Raw genomic sequence first — 23761 nt, 5'->3', positions numbered from 1 at the left:
AGCAGAAATATGGCTTTATTGTATGAATCTAAATTTAGGATTCAACCTAGTAAATAGCTCGGGATTCAGAAGAAAACTTGTGCTGAAACGCTGGGGCTAATCTTGATATAGAAAGTTCCTCATCCTGAGCTATACAAAACGCACGAGAAGGGACTTTCAATACCAATTTGACAGATTGCTTATAATCAATTTCTGATGGATGAAAGCGTTTTAACGCACTCGATGCCCATGTTCATCGATGAACAGTTCACCATCTTCTTTACGGAAACTTTTTAATTGCGGTTGAGTCAGCAAGTCTAAGACCAGTTCAGAAGGGCGGCCCAGTTTCACACCTAACTCGGTCACGACAAATGGACGATTAATTAAAATCGGATGCTCGACCATCAATGCAATTAATTCCGCATCGCTGTGTGAGCTACCTTCAAGTTGCAACTGTTCGTATGGTTCTACATTTTTGCGGATTGCATCGCGCACACTCAAACCTGCTTGTTGAATCATGATGGTAAGTTCAGCTTGTGTAGGTGGGTTTTTTAAATATTCAATAATTTCAGGTTCTTGTCCTGTGTTGCGAATCAATTCTAAAGTGTTGCGTGATGTTCCACAGGCAGGGTTATGAAAAATTTTGATAGTGTTACTCATCCGTAGTGACTCATTTTTAGGTCAGTAAAATTTCAATATTGCATATATCTGGATATGCGTATATTCGAAATAGTTAATATTGAAGTACAGAAAAAATGAATCAAACTGATTTTTTTAAATGGTTGTCAGACCCAACCCGACTGGATATTCTGAAATTGGTGATGGCTCACCACAATATTTGTGTATGCGAATTGACAGAACAATTGCAGTTAAATTAACCAAAAATATCACGTCATTTGGCGCTGTTACGCAATTTATCTATTTTACTCGATCAACGTCAGGGGTAATGGGTACATTACCGTTTTAACCCAAATTTACCCGACTGGGCGCTCGCTTTTATAAATATTATTGCATAGCAAGATGTCAGCTCGATGACGCGCATCAACCCTACAATTGCAGCACATTGTGAGTAAGCACATGGCACATCCAAATATTCTTTTTAGATCGTTATAACGAACGTGTGGAAACTGCCGAGCAGTTGTCGAAACGTGTTAATCAGAAGTCTTGATAATTCAATTTTAGATATGCAAAACCGTATTTAAAAAGCTTGGAGCGTGATTATTTGGCTTCGAGTTGTTTTAAAATCTGACAATCATCAATAGTTGTTTGTGTGGTGCAGGCTTGTCTAAGTTGCTGAAGTTGTAGTTGAAAATGCTGAAATTCGGCAATTTTATCTTCTACGTGCCTTAAATGTTCATCAATCAATTCATTGACGGCGCAGCAGTTTTGTTCCGGCTGCTTTTCTAATTCAATCAAAGTTTCAATTTCTTTTAAGTTCATATCTAAAGCGCGGCAACGCTTAATAAAAATCAAACGCTTGAGAGCATCATCGTTGTAATAGCGATAATTATTTTCGGCACGAAAGCTTGGATTGAGTAAGTGTTTCTTTTCATAAAAACGAATGGTATCTGTGCTGACACCAACTTTTTTTGCTAATTCATGAATTAAATATTGTGCCATGCTTGACCTTGGACTAAGTCTATAGTTTTAAATGAGCATAATCCAAACAGTTTCATTTTGAAAGAAGGTGTGTCTATGGCATGTACGTGTAGTCATGAACCTGCGCCAATCAAACCGAATAGTAAATTTAGAATCGCTTTATGGATTGCATTGGTGATTAATCTCAGCATGTTTTTGGTCGAGTTGATTGGTGGTGCCTATGCCCATTCATCATCCTTGTGGGCAGATTCTCTGGATTTCTTTGGTGATTCAGTCAATTACGGGATTTCACTTGCGGTGCTAAGTGCGAGTTTATATTGGCGTGCTACTGTGGCTTTGATCAAAGGTATCACTATGGCATTATTTGGTGTGGTGGTGATGGGCAAGGTCATCTATGCCTATATACAGGGTATTCCACCTGAAGCCATCACCATGGGTATTATTGGGATTATTGCCTTGTTGGCTAATGTGGTTACTGCATTGATTTTATATGCATTTCGTGAAGGCGACTCGAATATGAAATCGGTGTGGTTATGTAGCCGTAACGATGCGATTGGTAATTGTGCAGTCATTTTGGCGGCAGTAGGTGTATTTGGTACGGGCAGTTTGATTCCAGACCTTGTTGTAGCCGTGATTATGGCGAGTTTGGGCTTATCAGCAGGGTATCAAGTGATTCAGCAAGCTTTGGCTGAACGACGTGAATATAAAGATGGACTCTCTTGCGATTCTTAAAATATGTGGATGATATGCAAGTAATAAAAAAACCGAGTTATTAACTCGGTTTTTTTAGATTCAATAGCTCTTATTTTTCAACGAAAGCACGTTCAATCACGTAATCGCCCAATTCACCCATACGTGGTGATTCTTTTAAACCGTGTTGGTCAAGTAATGCTGCAACATCTTTTAAGAATGCAGGGCTACCACATAGCATGGCACGGTCAGTTTCAGGGTTAAAACGTGGTAAACCAATTTTTTCAAAGAGTTCACCCGACTCAATTGCCGTCGTCACACGCCCTTGGTTTGGATATTCTTCACGTGTAACGGTTGGGTAATAGATCAGTTTTTCACGAATACCCAGTTCTTGGAAAAACTCATGATTTGGCAATTCATTTAGAATTAAATCTTGATAAGCCAGTTCAGAAATGAAACGTGTACCGTGAACCACAATCACTTTTTCAAAACGTTCATAAGTTTCAGGATCACGGATGGTTGCCAAAAATGGAGCTAGGCCTGTACCTGAAGAAAGCAAGTATAAGTTTTTACCAGGATTTAAATCATCCAGCACCAAAGTTCCTGTTGGTTTTTTAGAAACCAGTAATTCATCGCCCACTTTTATTTTTTGTAAAATAGACGTTAAAGGGCCATCAGGGACTTTAATTGAGAAGAATTCTAGCTCTTCTTCATAGTTAGCACTGGCAATCGAGTAAGCGCGCATTAAAGGCTTGCCATTGACTTCCAGACCAATCATCACAAATTGACCGTTTTTAAAACGTAGTGCAGTATCACGAGTCGTTTTAAAACTGAATAAAGTGTCATTCCAGTGGTGTACGTGAGTAATCTTTTCGACGTTGAAAGCAGCCATTAAAGGTCTCAATAAATTATCAAATTAGAACAGCTTGCTATTCTAATCTAAAATCATTCTCTATAAACTGAATATATTTAATTGAGCTTATCAGAAAAATTGATGAAGACTGATCTAAAAATGCCAATAATCGGATTTATGCACTCTCCCTATCGAGAAAAATTTGGTATTCCTCGTCAACCCAATCTGGTACAGGTCGAATCGTATATTGAAATGCAAGCACCTTATAACGATGTGTTGGCATTTGAAGGGATCGAAGCGTTTAGTCATTTATGGTTAATCTGGCAATTTCACGACAATAAAAACCAAACCGATGCTCATCAAACTTTACAGAAGCAGCAAAGCCCTAGTTTTCGTGCGCAAGTTCGTCCACCGCGTTTGGGTGGCAATCAAAAAATAGGCGTGTTTGCGACGCGCAGCATGTATCGTCCTGCACCGATTGGTTTGTCTGTAGTGCAATTTAAACAGGTCAAAAAAGTGGGTAAGTCATTGCGAGTTTATGTGACAGGGGCAGATTTACTGCATGGCACGCCTATTTTGGATATTAAGCCTTATATTCAATATTCAGATGCCGTGCCTGAGGCACAATGTGGTTATGCGCAAGATGAACCCATAAGAAAAACAGTGATCTGGATGGACACAGCAGAAGCACAAAAAAATCAGTTACTCGGCTCTGGCGTATTGCAACCACAAACTGCACAGGAGTTGGAACAGGTCTTGTCTTTAGATCCTCGACCTGCATATCAGGATGATGCTGAACGAATTTACACCATGAATTTTGCAGATTTTGACGTCAGTTTCCGTGTCAATCAGCACACAGTACACATCCTAAAAATTGTTTTAATCGCTGTCGATTAAACCATCATATATAAAATAGCCACCAAAGCCAGCATGTGCAGAATTTGGGCAGGAGCGAAATACAATGCAAATCGCAAACCACCAATGAGTACGGCATTGACGCATTTGGCAATCGCATGCGCCACCAGACCTAAAATTAAGGCATATAAAAGCACTTGCTGGCTTGGTGGGCCTTGCATCACTACGGTTGCAATTGCACCATGCACCTCAAATAACGAGGCGAGCAGAGTACCAATGATTAAACCTGCATCCCCTAGGGTTTGTTCCAAGCCGTACACCATGGCTTGAATTGCCGTTAATGTCGCCACAATAATTGCGGCTTCTTTAAGGCTAAACATACGGGTATCAGTTTCTGGCTTTGCCGTTGCCGTATTTTTATGCCGTTTAAGCAACCAGACACCCGTTACAACCAAAATCGCGATTCCGAGCAAACTTGGAATAATTAATAACTTAAACCACGCCAGATTGACACCTGCCACTATAATTAACATTTGCGCTAAAGTTGCCACGCAAGACATTAGCGCTGCACCTGCATTGATACGTGCTTCACCACGACCCGCACGTACTTCCATACCTAAACTGGCGATGGTCGCGGTGCTTGATACAAAACCTGAAGCAATCGCAGATAGCATGAGCGCATTGCTGCTTGAGAGTAAGCGTTTGGCGATATGTGCCAAAGCCTGCACACTTAAAATTAAAATCAATAATTTTAAAATCACATAAGGATTAAGCACATTGCCCCATAATGCTGAATTGGGCGTCAGTGGTAAAGCAATCAGCACTAAGGCTAATAAGAACAAGCCATCACGCAGTTCAGCTTCGGTAATCCACTGGCTGATAATGCCATGCATAGTGTGTTTGGTCATGAGTAAGCCAGTCAAAATGACCGATAGACCCGCAGCAAGTGGAATGTTCCATAAACACAATGCACCAATAAAATAGGTCATAACAAAGGCCAATTCGGTGGTTGCACCCGGGTCATCTTCCGTTTGTTGTTTAAGGGAGAATAAACCAATTCCACCAACAATCAGTGCACCCACAATAGCGAGCGGTGTGCCAAATAAAAAGCAGATTGCACCTAACAGCGAGCAAATACCGAAGGTACGGACTCCCGCAAAGTGATGATGTTGTGCATTTTTTTTACTGCGTTCACGTTCTAACCCAATCAGTAAGCCACAGCCAAGCGCTGCTGCAAATATGGTGAGCAGTTCTGGGAAATTGGTTGTAACCAAAGATGGAGGAGTGAGAAAATCCACAGCAACATTCCAAATATGAGGTGTTATTTAAACATCATATATTTGAATTGTGTCTATCGCCATTTATGAATCTATTTTCGCTTTCAAATTATTGCTTAAATGAACCAAACAAGATGGCGGTGTCAAAGAAGTCATTCAGCCCTGAAAGCAAACTCTGCTATAGTAAACCCAGATTTTGGGGCATATAACAATGAATTTTAATTTTGAAATAGACAGTACTTGGTGTTTAGAACAATTAGTCAAAGATGGCAAAATTACCGAACGTGATCAGGCTTTGGTACAAACCACGCATCGTCAGCGTGACCAATTAAAATGGCATCCGTTACAATGGATTGCCAACTTTAATTTGGTCGATCAAAGTCATCCCCAAACCACTTTAACTTTAAACCGTTTATGCCAATGGCTGGCTGATAAATCAGGCTTGCCATTTTATATTATTGATCCATTAAAAGCCGATGTTGCTGCTTTAACTGCTGTGATGTCGCAGGAATTTGCGCTGCGTAACCGTATTTTAGCGGTAGAAGTGACTGCAGGTGCGGTGTTAATTGCGACAGATCAACCTTATAAAAAAGAATGGGTTGTCAACTTAGAACATAGTTTATTGCCCAAAAAAATTCAGCGGGTTTTACTCAGCCCAGATCAATTGCAGCGCTATTTGATTGAATATTACCAAGTGAGTCGTGCAGTACATTCATCACAAAAATCTTCTGCACATGACCGTGAAAATAAAGGGGTCGAAGCTTTATTGCAATTGGGCGATACCCAAAACCCAGATGCCAATGATCAACATATTGTGAAGTTGGTGGATTGGGTGCTGCAATTTGCCTTTGAACAAGGCGCAAGCGATATTCACCTCGAACCACGTAAAGACACAGGCAAAGTGCGTTTCCGTATTGATGGCGTGTTGCACACCATCTATAACATGCCTGCCAATACGCTTACCGCAGTCATCTCACGGATTAAAATTTTAGGGCGCATGAATGTAGCCGAAAAACGTAAACCACAAGATGGACGCCTAAAAACCCGAACCCCAAAAGGGCAAGAAACTGAACTGCGTTTATCGACCTTGCCAACGGCGTTTGGCGAAAAAATGGTCATGCGTATTTTTGACCCAGAAGTATTGGTACGCAGTTTTCAACAATTGGGTTTTGATAGTCGTTTGTTGAATGAATGGCATGCACTCACCGCACATAGTCACGGCATTATTTTGGTTACAGGTCCTACAGGTTCGGGTAAAACCACCACGCTGTATTCATCTCTAAAGCAATTGGCCACCGATGAGGTTAATGTCTGCACTATTGAAGACCCAATTGAAATGCTAGAACCGAGTTTTAACCAAATGCAGGTCAATACTGCAATTGATTTAGGCTTTGCCGATGGTGTGCGTGCGTTAATGCGTCAAGACCCTGACATTATTATGGTCGGAGAGATTCGTGATCAGGATACCGCAAATATGGCGATTCAAGCGGCACTGACGGGACATTTGGTTTTATCGACACTGCATACCAATGATGCGCCTTCTAGTTTGACTCGCTTGCATGATTTAGGCGTGCAGCCATTTTTGACTGCTGCCACAATTTTAGGGGTCTTGGCACAGCGTTTGGTGCGTAAGCTGTGTCCACATTGTAAGCAGGAAGGCTCAATAAATGAAAAAGATTGGGAACATTTGACTTTTGACTACATTATGGAAATGCCTGCACAAGTGTTTAAACCTGTCGGATGTGATGAATGTCGTCAAACGGGCTATAAAGGTCGGGTCGGAATTTATGAGTTTATGCCGTTAAGTTTAGACACCAAACAGCTCATCAGCGCCAATGCCAATTTAAATGAATTACGTCAGCAAGCTAAAAAAGAGGGGATTGAACCGTTACGTATTGCAGGCGCACGCAAAGTTTTAGAAGGCATGACCACTTTAGAAGAAGTGTTGCGAGTCGTGCCATTAAATTAGCAGATTCAAACTTTTTACGATGAAGTTTAAAAATGGAAATCTTAAGATTCAGCTCATCTTACTTTGTTTTAATCACCATAGCGAAATGAGCAACACAAAAAGGTGAAACAATGAAATTTACAATGAAAGCAATGTTGATGGCAGGTTTAATGGCAACGGCTTCAATCACCATGGCAAATGACAGCATCAATACCCAAGCACTACATCAAAATGTAACGGTAAAACAAGCATTAAGCCTGAAAGATGACAGCAAAGTGCAGTTAAAAGGCTATGTAGTCAAAGCCATTGGTGATGAAAAATATCAGTTCCGGGACAACACAGGCACCATTACGGTCGATATTGATGATGATTTATGGAATGGCAAAGCAGTTTCTGCCAAAACACCTGTCACCTTAATTGGTGAAGTGGATATTGATCACAAGCCTGCAAAACGTATTGAAATAGATGTGGATCAAGTTCGTTTCTAAATCTACACTGTGTAAAATAGCATTAGTTTCTATACAAAATTGATCTCACTCAAAAACCACATACGCTGTAAGGTGTATGTGGTTTTATCGTGTAAAGTATTTTGAAATCATAAAACTTTGAAGCATAAGTAATAGAGGATGATATGCGCCTACTCTTGGCTGAAGACGATGTATCACAAGCAGAAAGCATAAAAACTTGGCTAGAAATGGATGGTTATAATGTCGATTGGGTCGAGCGTGGCGATCACGCCATTTTGGCCATTCAGCAGCATCATTATGATTGTGTGTTGTTAGACCGTGGGTTGCCTAAAAATAGCGGTGATGAAATTCTGCACGCTTTACGACAACAGCAACAGGACACACCTGTTATTTTTATTACTGCGCGCGATAGTATTCAAGATCGGGTACAGGGACTTGATTTGGGCGCCAATGATTATTTGGTCAAACCGTTTAGCCTTGAAGAACTATCGGCGCGGGTACGCAGTCAGTTACGCAATGCGCAAAGTCATCCGACACAGCAGCTTGAATTTGCGAACTTGGTTTTAGACACACAAAGCAAACAAGTGAAAGTAGATGATCAACTGGTCAATTTAACGGCCAAAGAATTCCAGATTTTACATAAACTGATGCAAAACCCGCAGTATGTGGTGACTCGTGAACAGCTTGAAGAGTCTTTATATGCATGGGGCGATGAAATTGAAAGTAATGCGATTGAAGTATTTATTTATCAATTACGTAAAAAAATTGGCAGTAGCCGCATTAAAACCATACGAGGTTTAGGCTATCGTATGCAGCAAGATAACTAATTCAGTTTGATCTTAGCATGTCTAAACAGGTCATTTCTTTACAATCCAAACTGGTTAAAAGCTCCGTTTTAAGCTCGGTCTTGGCGGGTGGCTTCGCTCTGATTTTATTATTGGCGGTTGCCAGTTACCAAACCATGCAAGTCCATGACGAGATTATGGATGAAATAGCCGATATGTTGCTGCGAGCAGACTTGCGCGACCATGCCGGTAATCAGGTCGATGAGTTGAGCGAGCAATTTCATATTGCTTATCAATTGGGTTTGGATGATCTGATTCTGACCACCTCTGAAGATGAACAAGACATACCTCCGCTTCACTTGCCTCAGGTTGCCGTGGCATCTGAGCATGGTTTTTCATTTCATTGGCAAGCTGGGCAAATTTGGCGTAACTATGTGGCAGAGGAAGATGGCTTGCATGTAATAGTTGTACAACCGCTTAAATATCGCTTTAAGGAAATTGCTGCAACCAGTTTAGGTTATGCCGCTATTTTATTGCTGCTGTGGTTGCTGCAATGGGCAATAGTGCATTTTATGATTGGTCGTCAATTTAAGCGGATTCAGCAACTCTCCCAACAAATTGCAGAAAAAAATCAACATGATTTGACACCAATTATCCCCACACAACCTGAATTGAAAGAACTGCAACCGATGCTGCAGCAATTGAATAAATTGTTGGGGCGGGTAGAGCAGTCTTTAATTGCAGAACAGCGATTTACTGCAGATGCTTCGCATGAATTACGTTCACCTTTATCTGCCATTCAACTGCGTTTGCAGGTGTTAAAACGTAAATATCAACATCAACCTGAATTAGCTCAAGATTTAGAGCAAATTCAGCGTGATGTCAGCCGTGGTACACAAGTATTAGAAAATTTGTTGTTATTGGCACGTTTAGACCCGACCGATGCTGTATCGTTAAATAAGAGTACGGTATCTATTGCAGACTTGGTACAGGAAGTTTTACAAAGTCTGACGCCATTTATTCAGGAAAAATCCATTCAGATTCATCTAGATGTGCAAGAAATACAAGTGCAGGGCAATCCTGAATTGCTATTTAGCTGCCTGCGTAATTTGATTGACAATGCAGTGCGTTATACAGCACCTCAAGGACGTATTTGGATTGAAGCAAAACCATATGAATTGATGCAGGAAATTTGTATCGCCGATAATGGTCAAGCGGTGACTGATGAAGTTTTGGCACGATTGGGCGAACGCTTTTACCGTGCTTTGGGCAGTAAAACTCAAGGTTCTGGTTTAGGACTGTCGATTTGTAAGAAAATTATAGAGTTGCATGCAGGAAAGATTGAATTTTCACGTGCTGAACAAGGTGGTTTAAAAGTGAGCATTTTGTTGCCTATAGCTCAGTTGTAAAGCAAGTTAAAATTGAACAAGTCAGAACTTAAAAGCAGTATGCGCTGATTCATACTGCTGTTTCCACGTATTTTATTGTATTGATTGTTTTGATTATTTTGTAAGAATAAGGCGATTGTTACGGGTTAAGCGTAAACGATATTCTTCACCTGCATGCAAAATACGAATTTCGCGTCCTAGCGCAAACAAGTTATTTGAATGTAACATAGGTAGGGCATGCTGAGTGTCTGAATGACGTGAAAATAGGTTAAATGGGGCGTTCATTTTTGTTACTCCGTGGTGTGTAAGAATTGTTTTAAATGATAATCATTATCATGTAATCCTGTCAACGAATTATTGTTGATTTTATAAAAGTCTACAATTTGCAGTAAAACGTACATTGCAAAAAAAGGAATCGGGTTCATGTCTAAGCCAAATATTCATGTGGCGATTGCGTTGTTATTTCATCAAAACAAAGTGTTAGTGGGGTGGCGCGAAGCCAAACAACATCAAGGTAATAAGCACGAATTTCCAGGTGGAAAAGTGGAAGTAGGTGAACCCCCTGCAGATGCATGCCGACGCGAAGTGTTTGAAGAAGTTGGTATTGGCATACAGCAGTGGCATGCCTTTGATATCATTTGTCATGAATATGATGATGTGATTGTCAATCTGCATATTTTTCAGGCTGCTGTACCTGCGGCTTTATTAAAAGATATTCAACTGCCTTGGACGTGGTTTAGCCGCCCGCAACTTTTAGAACTGAATTTTCCGCAAGCCAATCGTGGAATTGTGCAACGACTGGCGTGGCAACAGGCAATTAAAGTTAGTGATGATTTAAAATATTTGGCAAATTTGCCTAAGCAAAAACTGCTGTATTGGCGGGTTGAACCCAACGCTGCCTGCAAGGTTGAATTGTCAGAATATTGTATTGAGCAACTGGGACAAGTGATTGTCAATTGGGAATTGTGGAAGCAATTAAATACGATTCAACAACATGCCATTGCAGCAATTCATTTGAAACAATCACAACTGATGCAATTACAAAAGGGCGATTTAAAAGTCGGGCAGCGTTATATTGCAGCGTGTCATGACATTGTTTCGGCACAACATGCACAGCAAATTGGTTGTGAAGCAATTTTACTCAGCCCTGTTTTAGCAACCACCACGCATCAGGATGCCACACCTTTGGGATGGGAAAAATTCCAGCAGATCGCTGAATTTGTCGATATTCCTGTGTTTGCTTTAGGTGGCTTAACTCAGCATGATTTTGCTACTGCAGAGCAGCATCATGCCTATGGTATTGCAGGCGTGCGCTTTATTTGATTTTTTAGTCTGCACAAATAAAAAAGGCTCTAGACTAGCAGAATAGATATGTTAGTCTAGAATCATGATAGAAAACAGTAAATTAAGTCACTATAAGATTAAAAAAATTATTCAGTGCTTTTGCATTGATATTCCTGCTTCTAAAACAGCCTTATTGCTTAACTTGAACCGTAATACCATCAACTATTGGTACATGCTTTTTAGAGAAGCAATCTACGATCATCAAACAGATTTAAGAGCAAAGTTTGTAGGTTCTATTGAAGTTGATGAGAGCTATTTTGGAGCAAAAAGACAACGTGGTTTTCATGGGAAATTGAAGCGAGGTCGAGGTACTTTAAAACAACCTGTATTTGGAATATTTGAAAGGAATGGTCGAGTTTATACAGAAATAGTCCCTGATTGTAAAAAGACTACATTACAACAAGTTATCTTAGGTAAAGTTGCACTTGAAAGTGTAATTTATAGTGATGGTTGGCGTGGATACAATGGTTTGGTAGATGTTGGTTACTCAAAGCATTTTAGAGTAAATCATGGAGCGAATGAATTTGCCAGAGGACAATGTCATATAAATGGAATAGAATCATTCTGGAGCTTTTGTAAAAGAAGGCTAGCAAAGTTCAACGGTATATCAAAAGAGTATTTTGATTATCATCTTAAAGAAACAGAATGGCGTTGGATGAGGGAGCCTAATGAGCTAGCAACAGAGTTGTGGGACCTCATTAGGTAAAACTAAGTGCAAATCTGCTAGTCTAGAGCCTAAAAAAAATCGCGGATGTAATCAAACTCAGCGATTTTTAGTGTATTAAATTATCATCCTTACAAATCTTTCAAAGCCTGTTGAGCCTGCGTAAGGCTTTTGGCATTATTTTGTTGCTGTGCTGCTTTTTGAATCACCAACCACAATTGACGTTTCATGGCATTGCTTTGTGCATAGCTTAAACCGCGACGTGCCAAAGCTTCGGCATTGGCAGGTTGTTTCTTTTGGTTGGCAATTAAAGCCAAATATAAATAGGTTTCAGACGCTTGCGGGGCAAGTCGCTGCGCTTGTAAAGCCGCAGTTTCGGCCTGATTGAATTGGCCTTGTTTATACGCGGTCTGAGTTTGCTGCATCAACTTTTGAAAAGCAGGCAAACGACGACCATCTTCTAATTTTTGTTGCACGATTTGTTGCGGCACCACCACTTGCAACGATTGACGCTTAATTTCTTCACGTTCATAAGGACGAATCACCACACCTTCTGGTGTCGTCACAGTTTTAGGTTTTTCAGGCACAGGCTGAGGTGCAGGCGCTTCGGGTAAACTTTGGCAAGCTACAATTGTTGCCATCGCGCCCACTGCGAAAGTGGTGAAAAAAACTTGTCTTATTTGAGATAATTTCATAAGCCTAACTGACTGATATCCTCAAGATTAATTGATATAACTGCCGCTTGAGATGATACGACCGTCGGTGTTGTCGTCTGTTACAGGTTCAGTTTCACGGATATAATTTTCGATACTATCACTGGTCTCAGGTGTTGCCTGCTGAGTTTCGGTATCGGGCTGGTAAACGGGTTCAACCTGATAGTGTGAAAAACCACATGCGGTTGCCTGACGCGGTACATTATTACGATTCACAGGAATGTACATCGCACCTTCACAGCCTTGCGCCGATAAATGCCCTGAATTGCGGTCAATCCAATGCCATTGAATTTGTTCAGTCTGACGTAAATTGACAGGTTTTTGACGCAATTGCTGCATCACATTGCTCCACACAGGCAAAGCACCAGACGAGCCTGTTAAGCCTGTGACTTTGTTATCATCTAAACCAAGCCAAACTACGGCTAAATAATTGCCCGAATAGCCTGCAAACCATGAATCACGGGTATCATTGGTGGTACCTGATTTGCCTGCCAATTTTAAATCTCTCGATAGGCTATTATATGCTGCGCGACCTGTACCAGAAGTCATGACTTGCTGTAAACCATAATTCAAAATATAGGCGGCAGAAGGATCGATGGTTTGTTGTACTGTTAAACCATAACGGTCAAGTAAACGTCCATTAGCATCGACCACTGTACGAATCGCTTTGGTCGGATATTTAAAACCACCCGTGGCAAAGTTGCCATAAATATCCATCACCTGCATAGGCGATAAATCTACTGCACCCAAGAAAATAGACGGATACTGTGGAATGGCATCACTCGGGATACCAAATTTAATGAGATGGTTACGGAAGGTCGATAGTCCAAATTCCTGTCCTAAACGAACTGCAGACAAGTTATAAGACTGAGACAGAGCTTGCAACATAGGCACAACCCCATGATCGATGCCACTGTAATTACGTGGTGTCCATGATTTACCATCAATCGGGATGCTGATCTGACTGTCTTCTACAGGACTTGCCCAGTTATATCGACCAGACTCAATCGCAGTTAAATAAATAATTGGTTTCAGCAGCGAGCCAACTTGACGTTTGGCATCCAAGGCACGGTTAAAGCCGGTAAAATCTTGCGTAGAACCCACCGCTGCCACTAACTCGCCATTTTCAGGATGAGAAATTAGCACCGCACCCTGTAAATCTTTTAAGCGCTTTGGATTGGCTTTGGTTAAACGCTCAACTGATGCTTTAAAGGCATTTTGTACGTTGGTTTGCGCAATAGGATCAAGCGTCGTGAAGATACGCAAACCCTGATTGGTCAAATCTCCTTCTTGATATTCAGTACGTAATTGACGGCGGACAATATCTAAAAAGTCGGGGAAGCGGGCAGGACCGAGGGTTGGTTTTGCAATGACATTTAAAGGGCGTGCGGTTTCTTTTTCATATTGTTCTTGGTTTAAGTAACCCATCACTAACATATTGTTTAGCACAATGTTACGGCGTTTTTTGGCAGCTTCTGGGTTGCGCCAAGGATTATATAATGATGGGCCTTGTACCAAACCCACTAAAAAGGCTTGCTGTGCAATGTTGAGTTCACGCAACGGCATACCAAAATAAAACTGTGAAGCCAAACCATAACCATTAATAGAATAGTTACCGTTTTGTCCTAAATTTACTTCATTTAAATAGGCTTCTAAAATTTCATCTTTGTTGTAATGTAGCTCAATCAGCATAGCCATGAGCGCCTCATTGGCTTTGCGTTTTAAAGTGCGTTCTGGACTTAAATAAAAGTTTTTCACCAATTGTTGGGTAAGAGTGGAACCGCCTTGGCGTTTGCCACCAGTGACGTTGCTGACAATTGCACGTGCAGTACCACGAATTGAAACGCCGTAGTGTTGATAGAAATTACGATCTTCGGTAGCGATGAGGGCTTCAATCAGTGGTTTAGGTACTTTATTCAGTTTAATCAGTACTCGATCTTCATTGTGCTGCGGATAAATCCCGCCAATCAACATGGGTTCTAAACGTGCGATACCCGTATTAGAAGGTTTGGTGGCACTCACTTCACTAATTTGATTATTGGCAAAACTGACTTTTAAAACCTGTTCAGGTTCAACACTGTCGCCAAAGTCAAAACCACGAGTATGTACAAATAAAGTATTGCCATCGCTAACATAACTGCCTGATTTAGCATAGTTATCTGTATTTTTGTAGCCAAGCAGTTTTAGTTCTTGAGTAAAGTCTGTCTGGCTGACAGGTGCATTACTATACACTTCTAATGGGCGTGCAAAAACCTTGGCTGGAATATCCCAACGCTGTCCTTCAAATTTGTCTCTGACAATATTATCCAGACGAATCAAGTAGATACTAAATGCAATAAACCCACCAATAACGATGATGCAAAATAGTAATGCAATTATACCTATGCCACGCTCAGACTTCATATATCGCGATAAGATCCTGATAAATTTTGCTAATCATGCGAAGCTTTTGCTGAATTTGCAATAATTAATCTGTGACTGAAGGGAAAATATCATCATAAAATTGAGTAGAAATGTAGTTTTAAAGTTTTCTTAAATCAACTAGCTTAGTGCTATGATAGGCGTCGAATCGTAGCGGAGCGATATCGCAGGTGCAAATTTCACATAAGAACTTTCGGAACATTGGACTGATTGGGCGTCCAGACAAATATTCTGTCGTAGAAACATTATGTCTGATTCACGACCATATTTTAGGATTGGGTTTGCATCCCGTTTTTGATTCTGACACTGCTCAGCTTGTACCTTATAACAATACCCAAACAGTTAGCCGTGCTTTATTAGGTGAAGTGGTCGATTTAGTGATTGTGGTGGGTGGTGATGGTTCTTTGCTGCATGCAGCGCGCGCCTTGGTCAAATACAATACTCCTGTGATTGGTGTGAACCGTGGGCGTTTAGGCTTTCTAACCGATATTAAACCGACAGAAGTCATTTTTAAACTTGATCAGGTTTTACAAGGGCATTTCCAGTCTGACCGTCGTTTTTTACTTGAAATGGAAGTGCGTTCTAAAGGCGAAATCATTTATGAAGCAATTGCACTAAATGATGTGGTACTACATTCGGGTAAGTCGGTTCACATGATTGACTTTGAACTGAATATTGATGGGCAATATGTCTATCGTCAGCACAGTGATGGTTTAATCGTTTCGACCCCAACAGGTTCAACGGCTTATGCTTTGTCGGGTGGTGGGCCAATTGTACATCCCAGCATGGATGCAATTGCATTGGTACCTATGCATCCACATACCTTGTCTTCACGCCCAATTGTGGTGGGTGGACACAGCGAAATTAAAATCCAAATTCGTGAAAATCGAGTGTTGCCAATGGTCAGTGCCGATGGTCAACATAGTGTTTCATTAAATGTTGGAGATAGTTTGCATATCCGCAAACATCCTTATAAATTAAACTTATTACATCCACCAGGTTATGACTTCTATATGGCATGTCGTACCAAGTTAGGGTGGAATCAAGATTTTGAATCAATGCAACAGCAGGATGAATGATGAATATTGAACAAATGCTTGCCGTACTCGATCCTGAAATTGTTGGACGTTTAAAAACGGCAATAGAAATTGGCAAGTGGCCAAACGGTGTTGCGCTGACCCAAGAGCAACGTCAAATTTGCATGCAAGCAGTATATGCGTGGGAAATGAAAAACCTGCCTGAAACTGAACGCAGTGGCTACATTGACCGTGGTACTAAAGATGAAGGCGAGCAGTGTGATGACGATCATCACAAGCATGAAGAATTTAAACCAATTCGCTTTGTTTAAATGATAAACCACTGCTTTCAGAAAAGGTTGAAAGATAAAAAAAGACACCTGAGATTGGTGTCTTTTTTTGTGTCTTCAATAAGTTTTAGTTGTGACGATTTTGCCAAAGCTGCTGAGCGTTTTGGATTGCTGCTGCATAATCATCACAAACGCCCATGGTATATAAAGCAATGCCCATGGTTTCGGTAATGGCAACTTCACCATATTCATGCGTTTGCTGACCTAACCAGACGGCTTTAAACACGGCCAAATCCAGTTCTTCTTCTACAGGGCTACGATTATCGGTCAGTTTAGGTAGTTCATGTTCATATAAAGCGCCATTTTTGATGCCACAAATTAAAGTTTTGGCATCGGGATTGCGCTCAAATTCACCACCTTCGCCTTTAATCACCGCACTGTTTTGATAACCTAACTGAAATGCGGCTTGTTGATGTGAGCTGCGATAGGCAGGGTGAAAAATTGCCTGCATGGTGGCTTTGGCATCAAATGGATTGATTAAACGGGCAAGGGTATGAATGGGAGAGCGTAAACCCATCACATTGCGTAAATTAATCAACTCACTCAAAATGGGTGACATAACCTCCAATGGTAAATAAGCGAAATTACGCTGCACCAAGTGCTGCTCAACGTCTAAGTCATTATGACAAATTGGATAATCTAAATATTGCAGCGCTTGTTCGGTATATAAACGGTTGATCGTATGCCCAGAAGCACCATGCATCACCACTTTATAACCATGTTTTGCTAAAGTCAGCGCTGCCAATAAAAACCAGGGATAATGTCTGCGTTTACCTGCATAAGATGACCAGTCTAAATCGACTTGAAGCGGTTTAAATTGCAGTTGATCACGGGTGGCTTGCACAAAACCCGCCAATTCTGCTACAGATTCTTCCTTTACGCGCAGCAGCATTAAAAAAGCGCCCACTTGTACATCCAACACTTCATTGCGCAAAATCATAGAAAAAGCTTGATAGGCTTCATCATAGGTCAGTGAGCGCGCGCCTGTTTTGCCTTTGCCAATAATACGGATAAATTGTGCAAAAGGATGTTCAGCATCTTTATAAATATTTCTTTTATTGGGGTTTGTATTTGGCATAAGCGAGTTCACACGTTATCAATTTTAATTTCATTGGTGTACTAGTGTATAAACTTTGGCAATAGTTTGCAGCATCATTCACGGCTTCAGTTTATACACGCTGCCACAAGTTTCAGTGCATAGCTGAAATGACAACTAAAGTTGACTCTAAAGTAAGACACAGTGTAGAGATAACACATGACAGCCATTATAAAAATGCATAGCATGGATATTGTTGAAAACAACAATTGAAAACATAAAGGATTGGATATGCTGGCTTATGATGCTGATTTAGAATTATTTAGAGATAACTTTCGACGTTTTATGCAGGAACATATTGCACCGCATTATGCGACGTGGGAACGCGAAGGTATCATGCCGCGCAGTGTCTGGAATTTGCTCGGTGAAAATGGTTTTTTATGTATTGATGTGCCTGAAGAATATGGTGGCTATGGTGTTCCAACACATTATTCTTTAATGTTGGTCGAAGAATCGGCACGTGCTGGTTATAGTGCACTGTCTACAGGTATTTCCTGCCACTCTGAAATTGCTGCGCCGTACATTTTGCACATTGGTACAGAAGAACAAAAACAATACTGGCTGCCTAAAATGGTGTCGGGTGAAGTGGTCGGTGCAATTGGCATGACCGAGCCAGGTGCGGGTTCAGACTTGCAGGCCATGCGGACCAATGCCATTTTGCAAGAAGATCATTATGTTTTAAATGGCTCTAAAACCTTTATTTCCAATGGTCAGCATGCAGACTTGGTGGTTTTGGCAGTAAAAACTGATCCACAAGCACGTGCCAAAGGCGTATCGCTTATGTTGGTCGATACGCATTTGGACGGCTTTAAAAAAGGCACCAATTTGGAAAAAATTGGTTTGCATTCACAAGATACGTCAGAGCTATTCTTTGACAATGTCAAAGTGCCGAAAAATCAATTGTTGGGTCAGGCAGGGCAAGGTTTTGCCTATTTAATGCAGGAATTGCCCCGTGAACGTACTGCCATTGCTGCCACGGCATTAGGAGCAATTCGCGGCTCGATTGATGTGACTACGCAATATGTACAAGAGCGTCAGGCTTTTGGACAGGCGATTGGTCAGTTCCAGAATACCCGTTTTGTATTAGCACAGGCAAAAATTGATGAATTGGCAACCGCTGCTTTTTATAATCAAAACGTCGAATTGTATATGCAGGGCAAACTGGACGTAGAAACTGCAGCCGCCCTAAAAAGCTTTGCAACCGATATGCAAATGAAAATTGCCGATCAATTGCTGCAACTGTTTGGCGGTTATGGCTATATGACGGAATATCCAATTTCTCGTTTCTTTGTCGATGCGCGAATCCAACAGATTTACGGCGGAACAAATGAAATTATGAAAGAAATTGTCGCGCGTGGTTTATTGGGGCGTTAAAACAATGCTTCAAAGTCTAATTGAGTAAAGATCAACGATGATCACCAGAGTCAGCCCCGTGCTGGCTCTTTTTTATGAGTTTGATCAGGCTTAAAACAATGAGCTGATTGATAATTACACTTAAAAATTACACCGCATAGAATTAGAGATGCAAAAAAGAAAAGTATAGTTGCACAGTATTAAGCGTTACATTGTGCAAAGTTGCGGCTTCAATGTATAGATTGAGGATGCTTTGCTCAACTGTATGTTTTTACATCTGAAACACTGAAAGTTGTATTGCGCAACATTTGAAAGCTAACTATTGTTATACTATTTGCAAAATGTTTATGAAGGGCGACATAACAATGATCCAAGACGATCAGAACACAACGACTTCTCTTGATCTCGCTAAAATCCGTGAAGATATTGACTCTGTAGATCAACAGATTCAGCAGCTGATTAACCGTCGAGCACAACTTGCTGAAGCGGTGGCGAAAGCAAAATTTGCAGCAGAAGAGAGCCCGTTGTTTTACCGTCCTGAACGTGAAGCGCAAGTTTTACGTAATGTTATGGAACGCAACGAAGGTCCGTTGTCCGATGTGACCATGGCACGTTTATTTCGTGAAATTATGTCGGCATGTTTGGCACTTGAAGCGCCACAAAGTATTGCGTTTTTAGGGCCAATTGGTACTTATACGCATTCCGCAGTGCTTAAACATTTTGGTCAAGATGCGATTGTACGTCCATTGCCTACAATTGATGAAGTATTCCGTGATGTGGAAGCTGGCAGTGCGAACTATGGTTTAGTGCCTGTCGAAAACTCATCTGAAGGTGTGGTGAACCATACTTTAGATTGTTTTAAATCATCGCCATTAAATGTGATTGGTGAAGTGGAGTTGCGTATTCATCACCAATTTCTTGTGTCTGAAAATACCCGTAAAGACAGCATTAAACAAATTTATGCGCATCAGCAAACTTTGGCACAATGCCGTAAATGGTTAGATGTGCATTATCCAGGGGTGGAGCGTGTAGCACTCAGCTCAAACGCAGAAGCAGCACGCCGTATTCGTAATGAATGGCATTCTGCTGCAATTGCCTCTGAAATAGCGGCCAATATTTACGAACTCGAAATTTTACATAGCAATATTGAAGATAACCCAGAAAACACTACGCGTTTCTTGGTGATTGGTCGTGAGAAAGTTCCACCAAGTGGCAACGACAAAACTTCATTGTTGATATCTGCACATGACCGTGCAGGGGCGCTGCTCGAAATTCTTGCACCATTTGCGAAGCATAATATTAGCTTGACCAGTATTGAAACGCGTCCTGCCTTGCCAGAAAAATGGGCCTATGTATTCTTTATTGACCTAGAAGGGCATGTCGAGCAAGACAATGTCCGTGCAGCGATTGAAGAAATCCGTCCATTAGTGAAAGAAATTCGTGTCTTGGGTTCTTATCCTGCTGCCGTGTTATAACCATATTTAATTCAGTGGTGCGCATGTTTGTCATGCGCACCACATTCACCACCTATTCAACTGGAAGTGTAAAATGTCGATTGTCCCAGCCAATGAAGGCATCTCGAAGTTAAAGCCTTATCAACCAGGTAAACCAATCAGTGAACTTGAGCGTGAGTTGGGCATTACAGATATCGTCAAACTTGCTTCAAATGAAAACCCATTGGGCTGTTCAGACAAAGTCAAAGAAGCCGTTACAGCAGCAATTGCTGAAATTGGTCGTTATCCAGATGGTGGTGGTTTTATTCTAAAAGACCAAATTCACAAACAATTTGGCTTTGCACACGATCGTATTACTTTGGGCAATGGTTCAAACGATTTGCTAGAAATGTTTGCGCGTACATTCGTTTCAGACCAAGATTCGGTGTTGTATAGCCAACACGCCTTTGCAGTATATGCTTTGGTGACGCAAGCGATTAATGCTCAAGCGATTGAAGTGCCTGCCAAAGGTTTTTCACATGACTTGGATGCTATGGCGGCAGCAATTCAAGACAACACCAAGTTAATCTTTATTGCCAACCCAAATAACCCAACAGGCACATGGTTTGAAGAGGCTGAATTTGAAGCCTTTATGCAAAAAGTTCCTGCACGGGTGATTGTGGTATTAGATGAAGCCTATGTGGAATATTTTCCAGAGAACTTCAATAGCCTTAAATTCCTTGAGCAATATCCAAACTTAATCGTGAGCCGTACTTTATCTAAGTGCTATGGTTTGGCGGCGCTGCGCGTTGGTTTTGCTTTAGCTTCTGCAGAAGTGACCGATTATTTAAACCGTATTCGTCAACCATTTAACGTCAATCACTTGGCAATGGTGGCTGCGGTTGCGGCATTAAAAGACGAAGATTTTATCGAAAAATCACGTATTGCCAACAAAGCAGGCATGGCGCAATTGGAAGCAGGCTTTAAAGCATTGGGTCTGAATTATGTGCCTTCACGTGCTAACTTTATTTTGGTAGATGTAGAAGCCGATCCGGGTCAAACTTTTAATGCCTTATTGAAAGAAGGTGTAATTGTACGTCCTGTGGGTATTACGACCCATTTACGTGTTTCAATTGGCACAGAAGCAGAAAATGCCAAGTTCCTGCGTGCATTAGCCAAAGTATTGGGCAAGGAAGCGAAGGCATAAAACATGGCGCAACCATTGTTTGAAAAAGTTGCATTTATCGGACTCGGGCTAATAGGCTCGAGTTTGGCACGTGTAATGCTGGCAGAAAACTTAAGTCGGCATATTGTGGCATCGACCCGTTCTGAAAAAACGCTGCAAGATGCTTTGGAATTAGGATTAATTGAACAAGGCTTTAACAATCCTGTAGATGCGGTACAAGGCGCAGATTTAGTGGTGTTGGCGCTACCTGTGCAAGCCACAGAAAAAGTCTTGCGATTAATTCAGCCACATTTGGCAGATAATGTAATTCTGACCGATGTAGGCAGCACCAAAGGCAGTGTCGTGGCTGCAGCCAAAGCGGTTTTTGGAGAACATTTACCTGCAGGTTTTGTACCCGGGCATCCAATTGCTGGGGCAGAGCATACAGGCGTGCATGCAGGCAAGGTTGATTTATTTGCCAATCACAAAGTCATTTTGACACCATTGCCAAGCAGTGCGCCGTGGGCAGTCAATAAACTGATTCAAATGTGGGAAAGCGCCAAAGCCGAAGTAATTTGCATGGATGTGGAAAAACATGATGAGGTATTGGCGTATACCAGTCATCTTCCACATTTAATGGCCTTTAATTTGGTCGAACAATTGGCAAATCGGGAAGATAATTTAGACATTTTCCGTTATGCTGCGGGTGGCTTTCGTGACTTCTCACGTATTGCTGCTAGCGATCCACAAATGTGGCATGACATTTTCTTTGCCAATAAAACTGCATTGTTAAAAGCGGTGGATGGCTTTGAAAGTCAACTCGCGATTATTCGCCAACTGATTGAACAAGAAGACTCGCATGCTTTAATGGGCTTGCTTGGACATGCACAAGCGGCACGACAGCATTTTAATCATATGCTCGCCAAGAAACCTTTTATGGAGAACAATAACGTGACACAACAATTTACGATTTTGCCGGGTGCTAAGACTTTCCAAGGTAAATTTACCGTACCGGGTGACAAATCTGTGTCACATCGTTCCATTATGTTTGGTGCAATTGCCGAAGGCACTACGCATGTGACAGGTTTCCTTGAAGGTGAGGATGCATTGGCGACTTTGCAAGCATTCCGTGATATGGGTGTGAGCATTGAAGGCCCTAAAAATGGTGAGGTCACCATTTATGGCGTAGGTATGCAAGGTTTAAAAGCACCTGCAGGCCCAATTTATATGGGTAACTCAGGCACATCTATGCGTTTGTTGGCAGGCATGTTGTCTGCACAGCAGTTTGATTCTGTTATGACAGGTGATGCGTCACTGACCAAGCGTCCAATGGAGCGTATTGCTAAACCATTGCGTGAAATGGGGGCACAAATTCAAACAACGGGTGAACGTGGCACACCGCCGGTATCTATTACAGGTGCGCAAGCGTTAAAAGGCATTCACTATGATTTGCCAATGGCATCTGCACAAGTGAAATCGGGTATTTTATTGGCAGGGCTTTGGGCAGAAGGTGAAACCTCAGTGACTGAGCCTGAACCAACGCGTGACCATACCGAACGTATGTTACGTGCATTTGGTTATGAAGTGAAAACTGAAGGTAATCGCATTTCATTGCAAGGTGGCGGTAAATTGGTGGGTGCAGATATTCAAGTACCTTCTGATATTTCATCTGCGGCGTTCTTTATGGTGGGTGCAGCCATTACAGAAAATTCAGATGTAACCTTAGAAGCGGTGGGCATTAACCCAACCCGTACAGGTGTGATTGAAATTCTGAAACAAATGGGTGCAGACCTGAGCGTGGAAAATGAACGTATTGCAGGCGGTGAACCAATTGCAGATATTCGTATTCGTGGTTCACGTACTTTAAAAGGGATTCATGTTCCTGAAGATCAAGTGCCATTGGCGATTGATGAATTTCCTGCATTGTTCATTGCTGCAGCTTGTGCTGAAGGTCAAACTGTACTGACAGGTGCTGCAGAATTGCGCGTAAAAGAATCAGACCGTATTCAAGTGATGGCAGATGGTTTAAAAACCATGGGCATTGACTGCACACCAACTGACGATGGCATCATCATTCAGGGTAAAGGCAAAGCAGGCGACTGGTCAGCGATATTTACAGGCGGCGAGATTGAATCACATCATGACCATCGTATCGCCATGAGTTTCTCTATGGCAGGCTTGCGTACTTCTGGTGAAATTAAAATTGTAGGTACAGAAACAGTAGCAACAAGTTTCCCTACCTTTACTGAGCTTGCAGGTGTGGCAGGTCTGAATATTCAAGTGACAGAATAAGCCAAAACGATACGGGCTGCGATGACAAATCGCAAAGCCTAGACTTTATGCTGAAACAGCCAAGCTTTTGCTT

General features: G+C 41.5%; 22 protein-coding genes and 1 pseudogene. 15 read left to right on the top strand and 8 right to left on the bottom strand.

Annotation, left to right across the window (positions count from 1 at the left end):
- Positions 1-210 precede the first annotated feature (210 nt).
- A complete protein-coding gene (gene arsC, locus AC0T5Z_RS08565) occupies positions 211-639 on the bottom strand; it encodes an arsenate reductase (glutaredoxin) (protein ID WP_291335006.1) in 429 nt (142 codons plus the stop codon).
- Positions 640-734: 95 nt separating this feature from the next.
- Here arsC and AC0T5Z_RS08560 point away from each other — a divergent pair.
- A pseudogene (locus AC0T5Z_RS08560) lies at positions 735-995 on the top strand (metalloregulator ArsR/SmtB family transcription factor).
- Between the two features lie 202 nt (positions 996-1197).
- Here the strand turns inward: AC0T5Z_RS08560 and cadR are convergent.
- Complete coding sequence (cadR, locus tag AC0T5Z_RS08555; RefSeq protein WP_291335004.1) at positions 1198-1599, bottom strand: Cd(II)/Pb(II)-responsive transcriptional regulator; 402 nt, start codon at positions 1597-1599, stop codon at positions 1198-1200.
- 75 nt (positions 1600-1674) lie between these two features.
- Between cadR and AC0T5Z_RS08550 the strand changes: the two genes are divergently transcribed.
- The gene (locus tag AC0T5Z_RS08550; protein ID WP_291335002.1) at positions 1675-2310 is read left to right on the top strand and encodes a cation efflux transmembrane domain-containing protein; all 636 of its coding nucleotides are present in this window, start codon (positions 1675-1677) and stop codon (positions 2308-2310) included.
- Between the two features lie 70 nt (positions 2311-2380).
- Here AC0T5Z_RS08550 and AC0T5Z_RS08545 read toward each other — a convergent pair whose 3' ends face one another.
- Entirely contained in the window at positions 2381-3160 is a 780-nt protein-coding gene (locus AC0T5Z_RS08545; RefSeq protein ID WP_315279346.1) for a ferredoxin--NADP reductase, read from the bottom strand.
- A gap of 102 nt (positions 3161-3262) precedes the next feature.
- Here AC0T5Z_RS08545 and tsaA point away from each other — a divergent pair, with 102 nt between their 5' ends.
- Complete coding sequence (gene tsaA / locus AC0T5Z_RS08540; protein ID WP_291334998.1) at positions 3263-4018, top strand: tRNA (N6-threonylcarbamoyladenosine(37)-N6)-methyltransferase TrmO; 756 nt, start codon at positions 3263-3265, stop codon at positions 4016-4018.
- Here the strand turns inward: tsaA and AC0T5Z_RS08535 are convergent.
- Complete coding sequence (locus tag AC0T5Z_RS08535; RefSeq protein ID WP_291334996.1) at positions 4015-5274, bottom strand: MgtC/SapB family protein; 1260 nt, start codon at positions 5272-5274, stop codon at positions 4015-4017. The genes tsaA and AC0T5Z_RS08535 overlap by 4 nt on opposite strands.
- Positions 5275-5464: 190 nt before the next feature.
- Between AC0T5Z_RS08535 and tfpB the strand changes: the two genes are divergently transcribed.
- From tfpB to AC0T5Z_RS08515, 4 genes are all read left to right on the top strand, one after another.
- The gene (tfpB, locus tag AC0T5Z_RS08530; protein ID WP_435337529.1) at positions 5465-7222 is read left to right on the top strand and encodes a type IV pilus assembly ATPase TfpB; all 1758 of its coding nucleotides are present in this window, start codon (positions 5465-5467) and stop codon (positions 7220-7222) included.
- Between the two features lie 110 nt (positions 7223-7332).
- Positions 7333-7689 carry a NirD/YgiW/YdeI family stress tolerance protein gene (locus tag AC0T5Z_RS08525; protein WP_435337530.1) on the top strand — a complete coding sequence of 119 codons (357 nt, stop codon included), beginning with the start codon at positions 7333-7335 and terminating at the stop codon, positions 7687-7689.
- A 143-nt stretch (positions 7690-7832) separates the two neighbouring features.
- Positions 7833-8495 carry a response regulator transcription factor gene (locus AC0T5Z_RS08520; RefSeq protein ID WP_435337531.1) on the top strand — a complete coding sequence of 221 codons (663 nt, stop codon included), beginning with the start codon at positions 7833-7835 and terminating at the stop codon, positions 8493-8495.
- Between the two features lie 17 nt (positions 8496-8512).
- Positions 8513-9862 (top strand): sensor histidine kinase, encoded by a 1350-nt coding sequence (locus tag AC0T5Z_RS08515; RefSeq protein ID WP_435337532.1) that lies wholly within the window; start codon positions 8513-8515, stop codon positions 9860-9862.
- Between the two features lie 93 nt (positions 9863-9955).
- On the opposite strand, the gene hemP is transcribed toward AC0T5Z_RS08515, so the two are convergent.
- Positions 9956-10126 (bottom strand): hemin uptake protein HemP, encoded by a 171-nt coding sequence (gene hemP, locus AC0T5Z_RS08510; protein ID WP_004972965.1) that lies wholly within the window; start codon positions 10124-10126, stop codon positions 9956-9958.
- 138 nt (positions 10127-10264) lie between these two features.
- Between hemP and AC0T5Z_RS08505 the strand changes: the two genes are divergently transcribed.
- Both AC0T5Z_RS08505 and AC0T5Z_RS08500 read left to right on the top strand, forming a co-directional pair.
- Positions 10265-11164, top strand: a complete 900-nt coding sequence (locus AC0T5Z_RS08505) for a thiamine phosphate synthase (protein WP_291334986.1) — start codon at positions 10265-10267, stop codon at positions 11162-11164.
- Between the two features lie 64 nt (positions 11165-11228).
- Complete coding sequence (locus tag AC0T5Z_RS08500) at positions 11229-11891, top strand: IS1595 family transposase (RefSeq protein WP_152875444.1); 663 nt, start codon at positions 11229-11231, stop codon at positions 11889-11891.
- 89 nt (positions 11892-11980) lie between these two features.
- On the opposite strand, the gene AC0T5Z_RS08495 is transcribed toward AC0T5Z_RS08500, so the two are convergent.
- Together AC0T5Z_RS08495 and mrcB are read right to left on the bottom strand one after the other, a co-directional pair.
- A complete protein-coding gene (locus AC0T5Z_RS08495) occupies positions 11981-12490 on the bottom strand; it encodes a tetratricopeptide repeat protein (RefSeq protein ID WP_435337634.1) in 510 nt (169 codons plus the stop codon).
- A gap of 81 nt (positions 12491-12571) precedes the next feature.
- Positions 12572-14965 carry a penicillin-binding protein 1B gene (gene mrcB, locus AC0T5Z_RS08490; RefSeq protein WP_435337633.1) on the bottom strand — a complete coding sequence of 798 codons (2394 nt, stop codon included), beginning with the start codon at positions 14963-14965 and terminating at the stop codon, positions 12572-12574.
- A 179-nt stretch (positions 14966-15144) separates the two neighbouring features.
- On the opposite strand from mrcB, the gene AC0T5Z_RS08485 reads away from it, so the two are divergent.
- Complete coding sequence (locus AC0T5Z_RS08485) at positions 15145-16062, top strand: NAD(+) kinase (RefSeq protein WP_286416426.1); 918 nt, start codon at positions 15145-15147, stop codon at positions 16060-16062.
- Entirely contained in the window at positions 16062-16331 is a 270-nt protein-coding gene (locus tag AC0T5Z_RS08480) for a YeaC family protein (protein WP_291334980.1), read from the top strand. Before AC0T5Z_RS08485 ends, AC0T5Z_RS08480 begins: the two co-directional genes overlap by 1 nt.
- An 85-nt stretch (positions 16332-16416) precedes the next feature.
- Here AC0T5Z_RS08480 and AC0T5Z_RS08475 read toward each other — a convergent pair whose 3' ends face one another.
- Positions 16417-17427 carry a glycosyl transferase family protein gene (locus AC0T5Z_RS08475; protein ID WP_435337632.1) on the bottom strand — a complete coding sequence of 337 codons (1011 nt, stop codon included), beginning with the start codon at positions 17425-17427 and terminating at the stop codon, positions 16417-16419.
- 249 nt (positions 17428-17676) lie between these two features.
- Between AC0T5Z_RS08475 and AC0T5Z_RS08470 the strand changes: the two genes are divergently transcribed.
- The 4 genes from AC0T5Z_RS08470 to AC0T5Z_RS08455 all read left to right on the top strand — a co-directional run bounded on the left by AC0T5Z_RS08470 (position 17677) and on the right by AC0T5Z_RS08455 (position 23688).
- Entirely contained in the window at positions 17677-18819 is a 1143-nt protein-coding gene (locus AC0T5Z_RS08470; protein WP_291334976.1) for an acyl-CoA dehydrogenase family protein, read from the top strand.
- A 344-nt stretch (positions 18820-19163) separates the two neighbouring features.
- On the top strand, positions 19164-20273 hold the full coding sequence (pheA, locus tag AC0T5Z_RS08465; protein WP_435337631.1) for a prephenate dehydratase: 1110 nt from the start codon (positions 19164-19166) through the stop codon (positions 20271-20273).
- Between the two features lie 73 nt (positions 20274-20346).
- Positions 20347-21438, top strand: a complete 1092-nt coding sequence (gene hisC, locus AC0T5Z_RS08460; RefSeq protein ID WP_435337630.1) for a histidinol-phosphate transaminase — start codon at positions 20347-20349, stop codon at positions 21436-21438.
- Between the two features lie 3 nt (positions 21439-21441).
- Positions 21442-23688, top strand: coding sequence for a bifunctional prephenate dehydrogenase/3-phosphoshikimate 1-carboxyvinyltransferase (locus AC0T5Z_RS08455; protein ID WP_180009065.1), 2247 nt, complete (start codon positions 21442-21444; stop codon positions 23686-23688).
- The last annotated feature ends 73 nt before the right edge of the window (positions 23689-23761 follow it).

It is taken from the genome of Acinetobacter pengchengensis (genome assembly GCF_982235305.1).
This window is presented reverse-complemented; position numbering and strand designations above follow the sequence as displayed.

Coding starts and splice junctions, on each gene's coding strand:
- arsC (WP_291335006.1), bottom strand. CDS start 639: ATGAGTAACACTATCAAAATTTTTCATAACCCTGCCTGTGGAACATCA.
- cadR (WP_291335004.1), bottom strand. CDS start 1,599: ATGGCACAATATTTAATTCATGAATTAGCAAAAAAAGTTGGTGTCAGC.
- AC0T5Z_RS08550 (WP_291335002.1), top strand. CDS start 1,675: ATGGCATGTACGTGTAGTCATGAACCTGCGCCAATCAAACCGAATAGT.
- AC0T5Z_RS08545 (WP_315279346.1), bottom strand. CDS start 3,160: ATGGCTGCTTTCAACGTCGAAAAGATTACTCACGTACACCACTGGAAT.
- tsaA (WP_291334998.1), top strand. CDS start 3,263: ATGAAGACTGATCTAAAAATGCCAATAATCGGATTTATGCACTCTCCC.
- tfpB (WP_435337529.1), top strand. CDS start 5,465: ATGAATTTTAATTTTGAAATAGACAGTACTTGGTGTTTAGAACAATTA.
- AC0T5Z_RS08525 (WP_435337530.1), top strand. CDS start 7,333: ATGAAATTTACAATGAAAGCAATGTTGATGGCAGGTTTAATGGCAACG.
- AC0T5Z_RS08520 (WP_435337531.1), top strand. CDS start 7,833: ATGCGCCTACTCTTGGCTGAAGACGATGTATCACAAGCAGAAAGCATA.
- AC0T5Z_RS08515 (WP_435337532.1), top strand. CDS start 8,513: ATGTCTAAACAGGTCATTTCTTTACAATCCAAACTGGTTAAAAGCTCC.
- hemP (WP_004972965.1), bottom strand. CDS start 10,126: ATGAACGCCCCATTTAACCTATTTTCACGTCATTCAGACACTCAGCAT.
- AC0T5Z_RS08505 (WP_291334986.1), top strand. CDS start 10,265: ATGTCTAAGCCAAATATTCATGTGGCGATTGCGTTGTTATTTCATCAA.
- AC0T5Z_RS08500 (WP_152875444.1), top strand. CDS start 11,229: ATGATAGAAAACAGTAAATTAAGTCACTATAAGATTAAAAAAATTATT.
- AC0T5Z_RS08495 (WP_435337634.1), bottom strand. CDS start 12,490: ATGGCAACAATTGTAGCTTGCCAAAGTTTACCCGAAGCGCCTGCACCT.
- mrcB (WP_435337633.1), bottom strand. CDS start 14,965: ATGAAGTCTGAGCGTGGCATAGGTATAATTGCATTACTATTTTGCATC.
- AC0T5Z_RS08480 (WP_291334980.1), top strand. CDS start 16,062: ATGAATATTGAACAAATGCTTGCCGTACTCGATCCTGAAATTGTTGGA.
- AC0T5Z_RS08475 (WP_435337632.1), bottom strand. CDS start 17,427: ATGCCAAATACAAACCCCAATAAAAGAAATATTTATAAAGATGCTGAA.
- AC0T5Z_RS08470 (WP_291334976.1), top strand. CDS start 17,677: ATGCTGGCTTATGATGCTGATTTAGAATTATTTAGAGATAACTTTCGA.
- pheA (WP_435337631.1), top strand. CDS start 19,164: ATGATCCAAGACGATCAGAACACAACGACTTCTCTTGATCTCGCTAAA.
- hisC (WP_435337630.1), top strand. CDS start 20,347: ATGTCGATTGTCCCAGCCAATGAAGGCATCTCGAAGTTAAAGCCTTAT.
- AC0T5Z_RS08455 (WP_180009065.1), top strand. CDS start 21,442: ATGGCGCAACCATTGTTTGAAAAAGTTGCATTTATCGGACTCGGGCTA.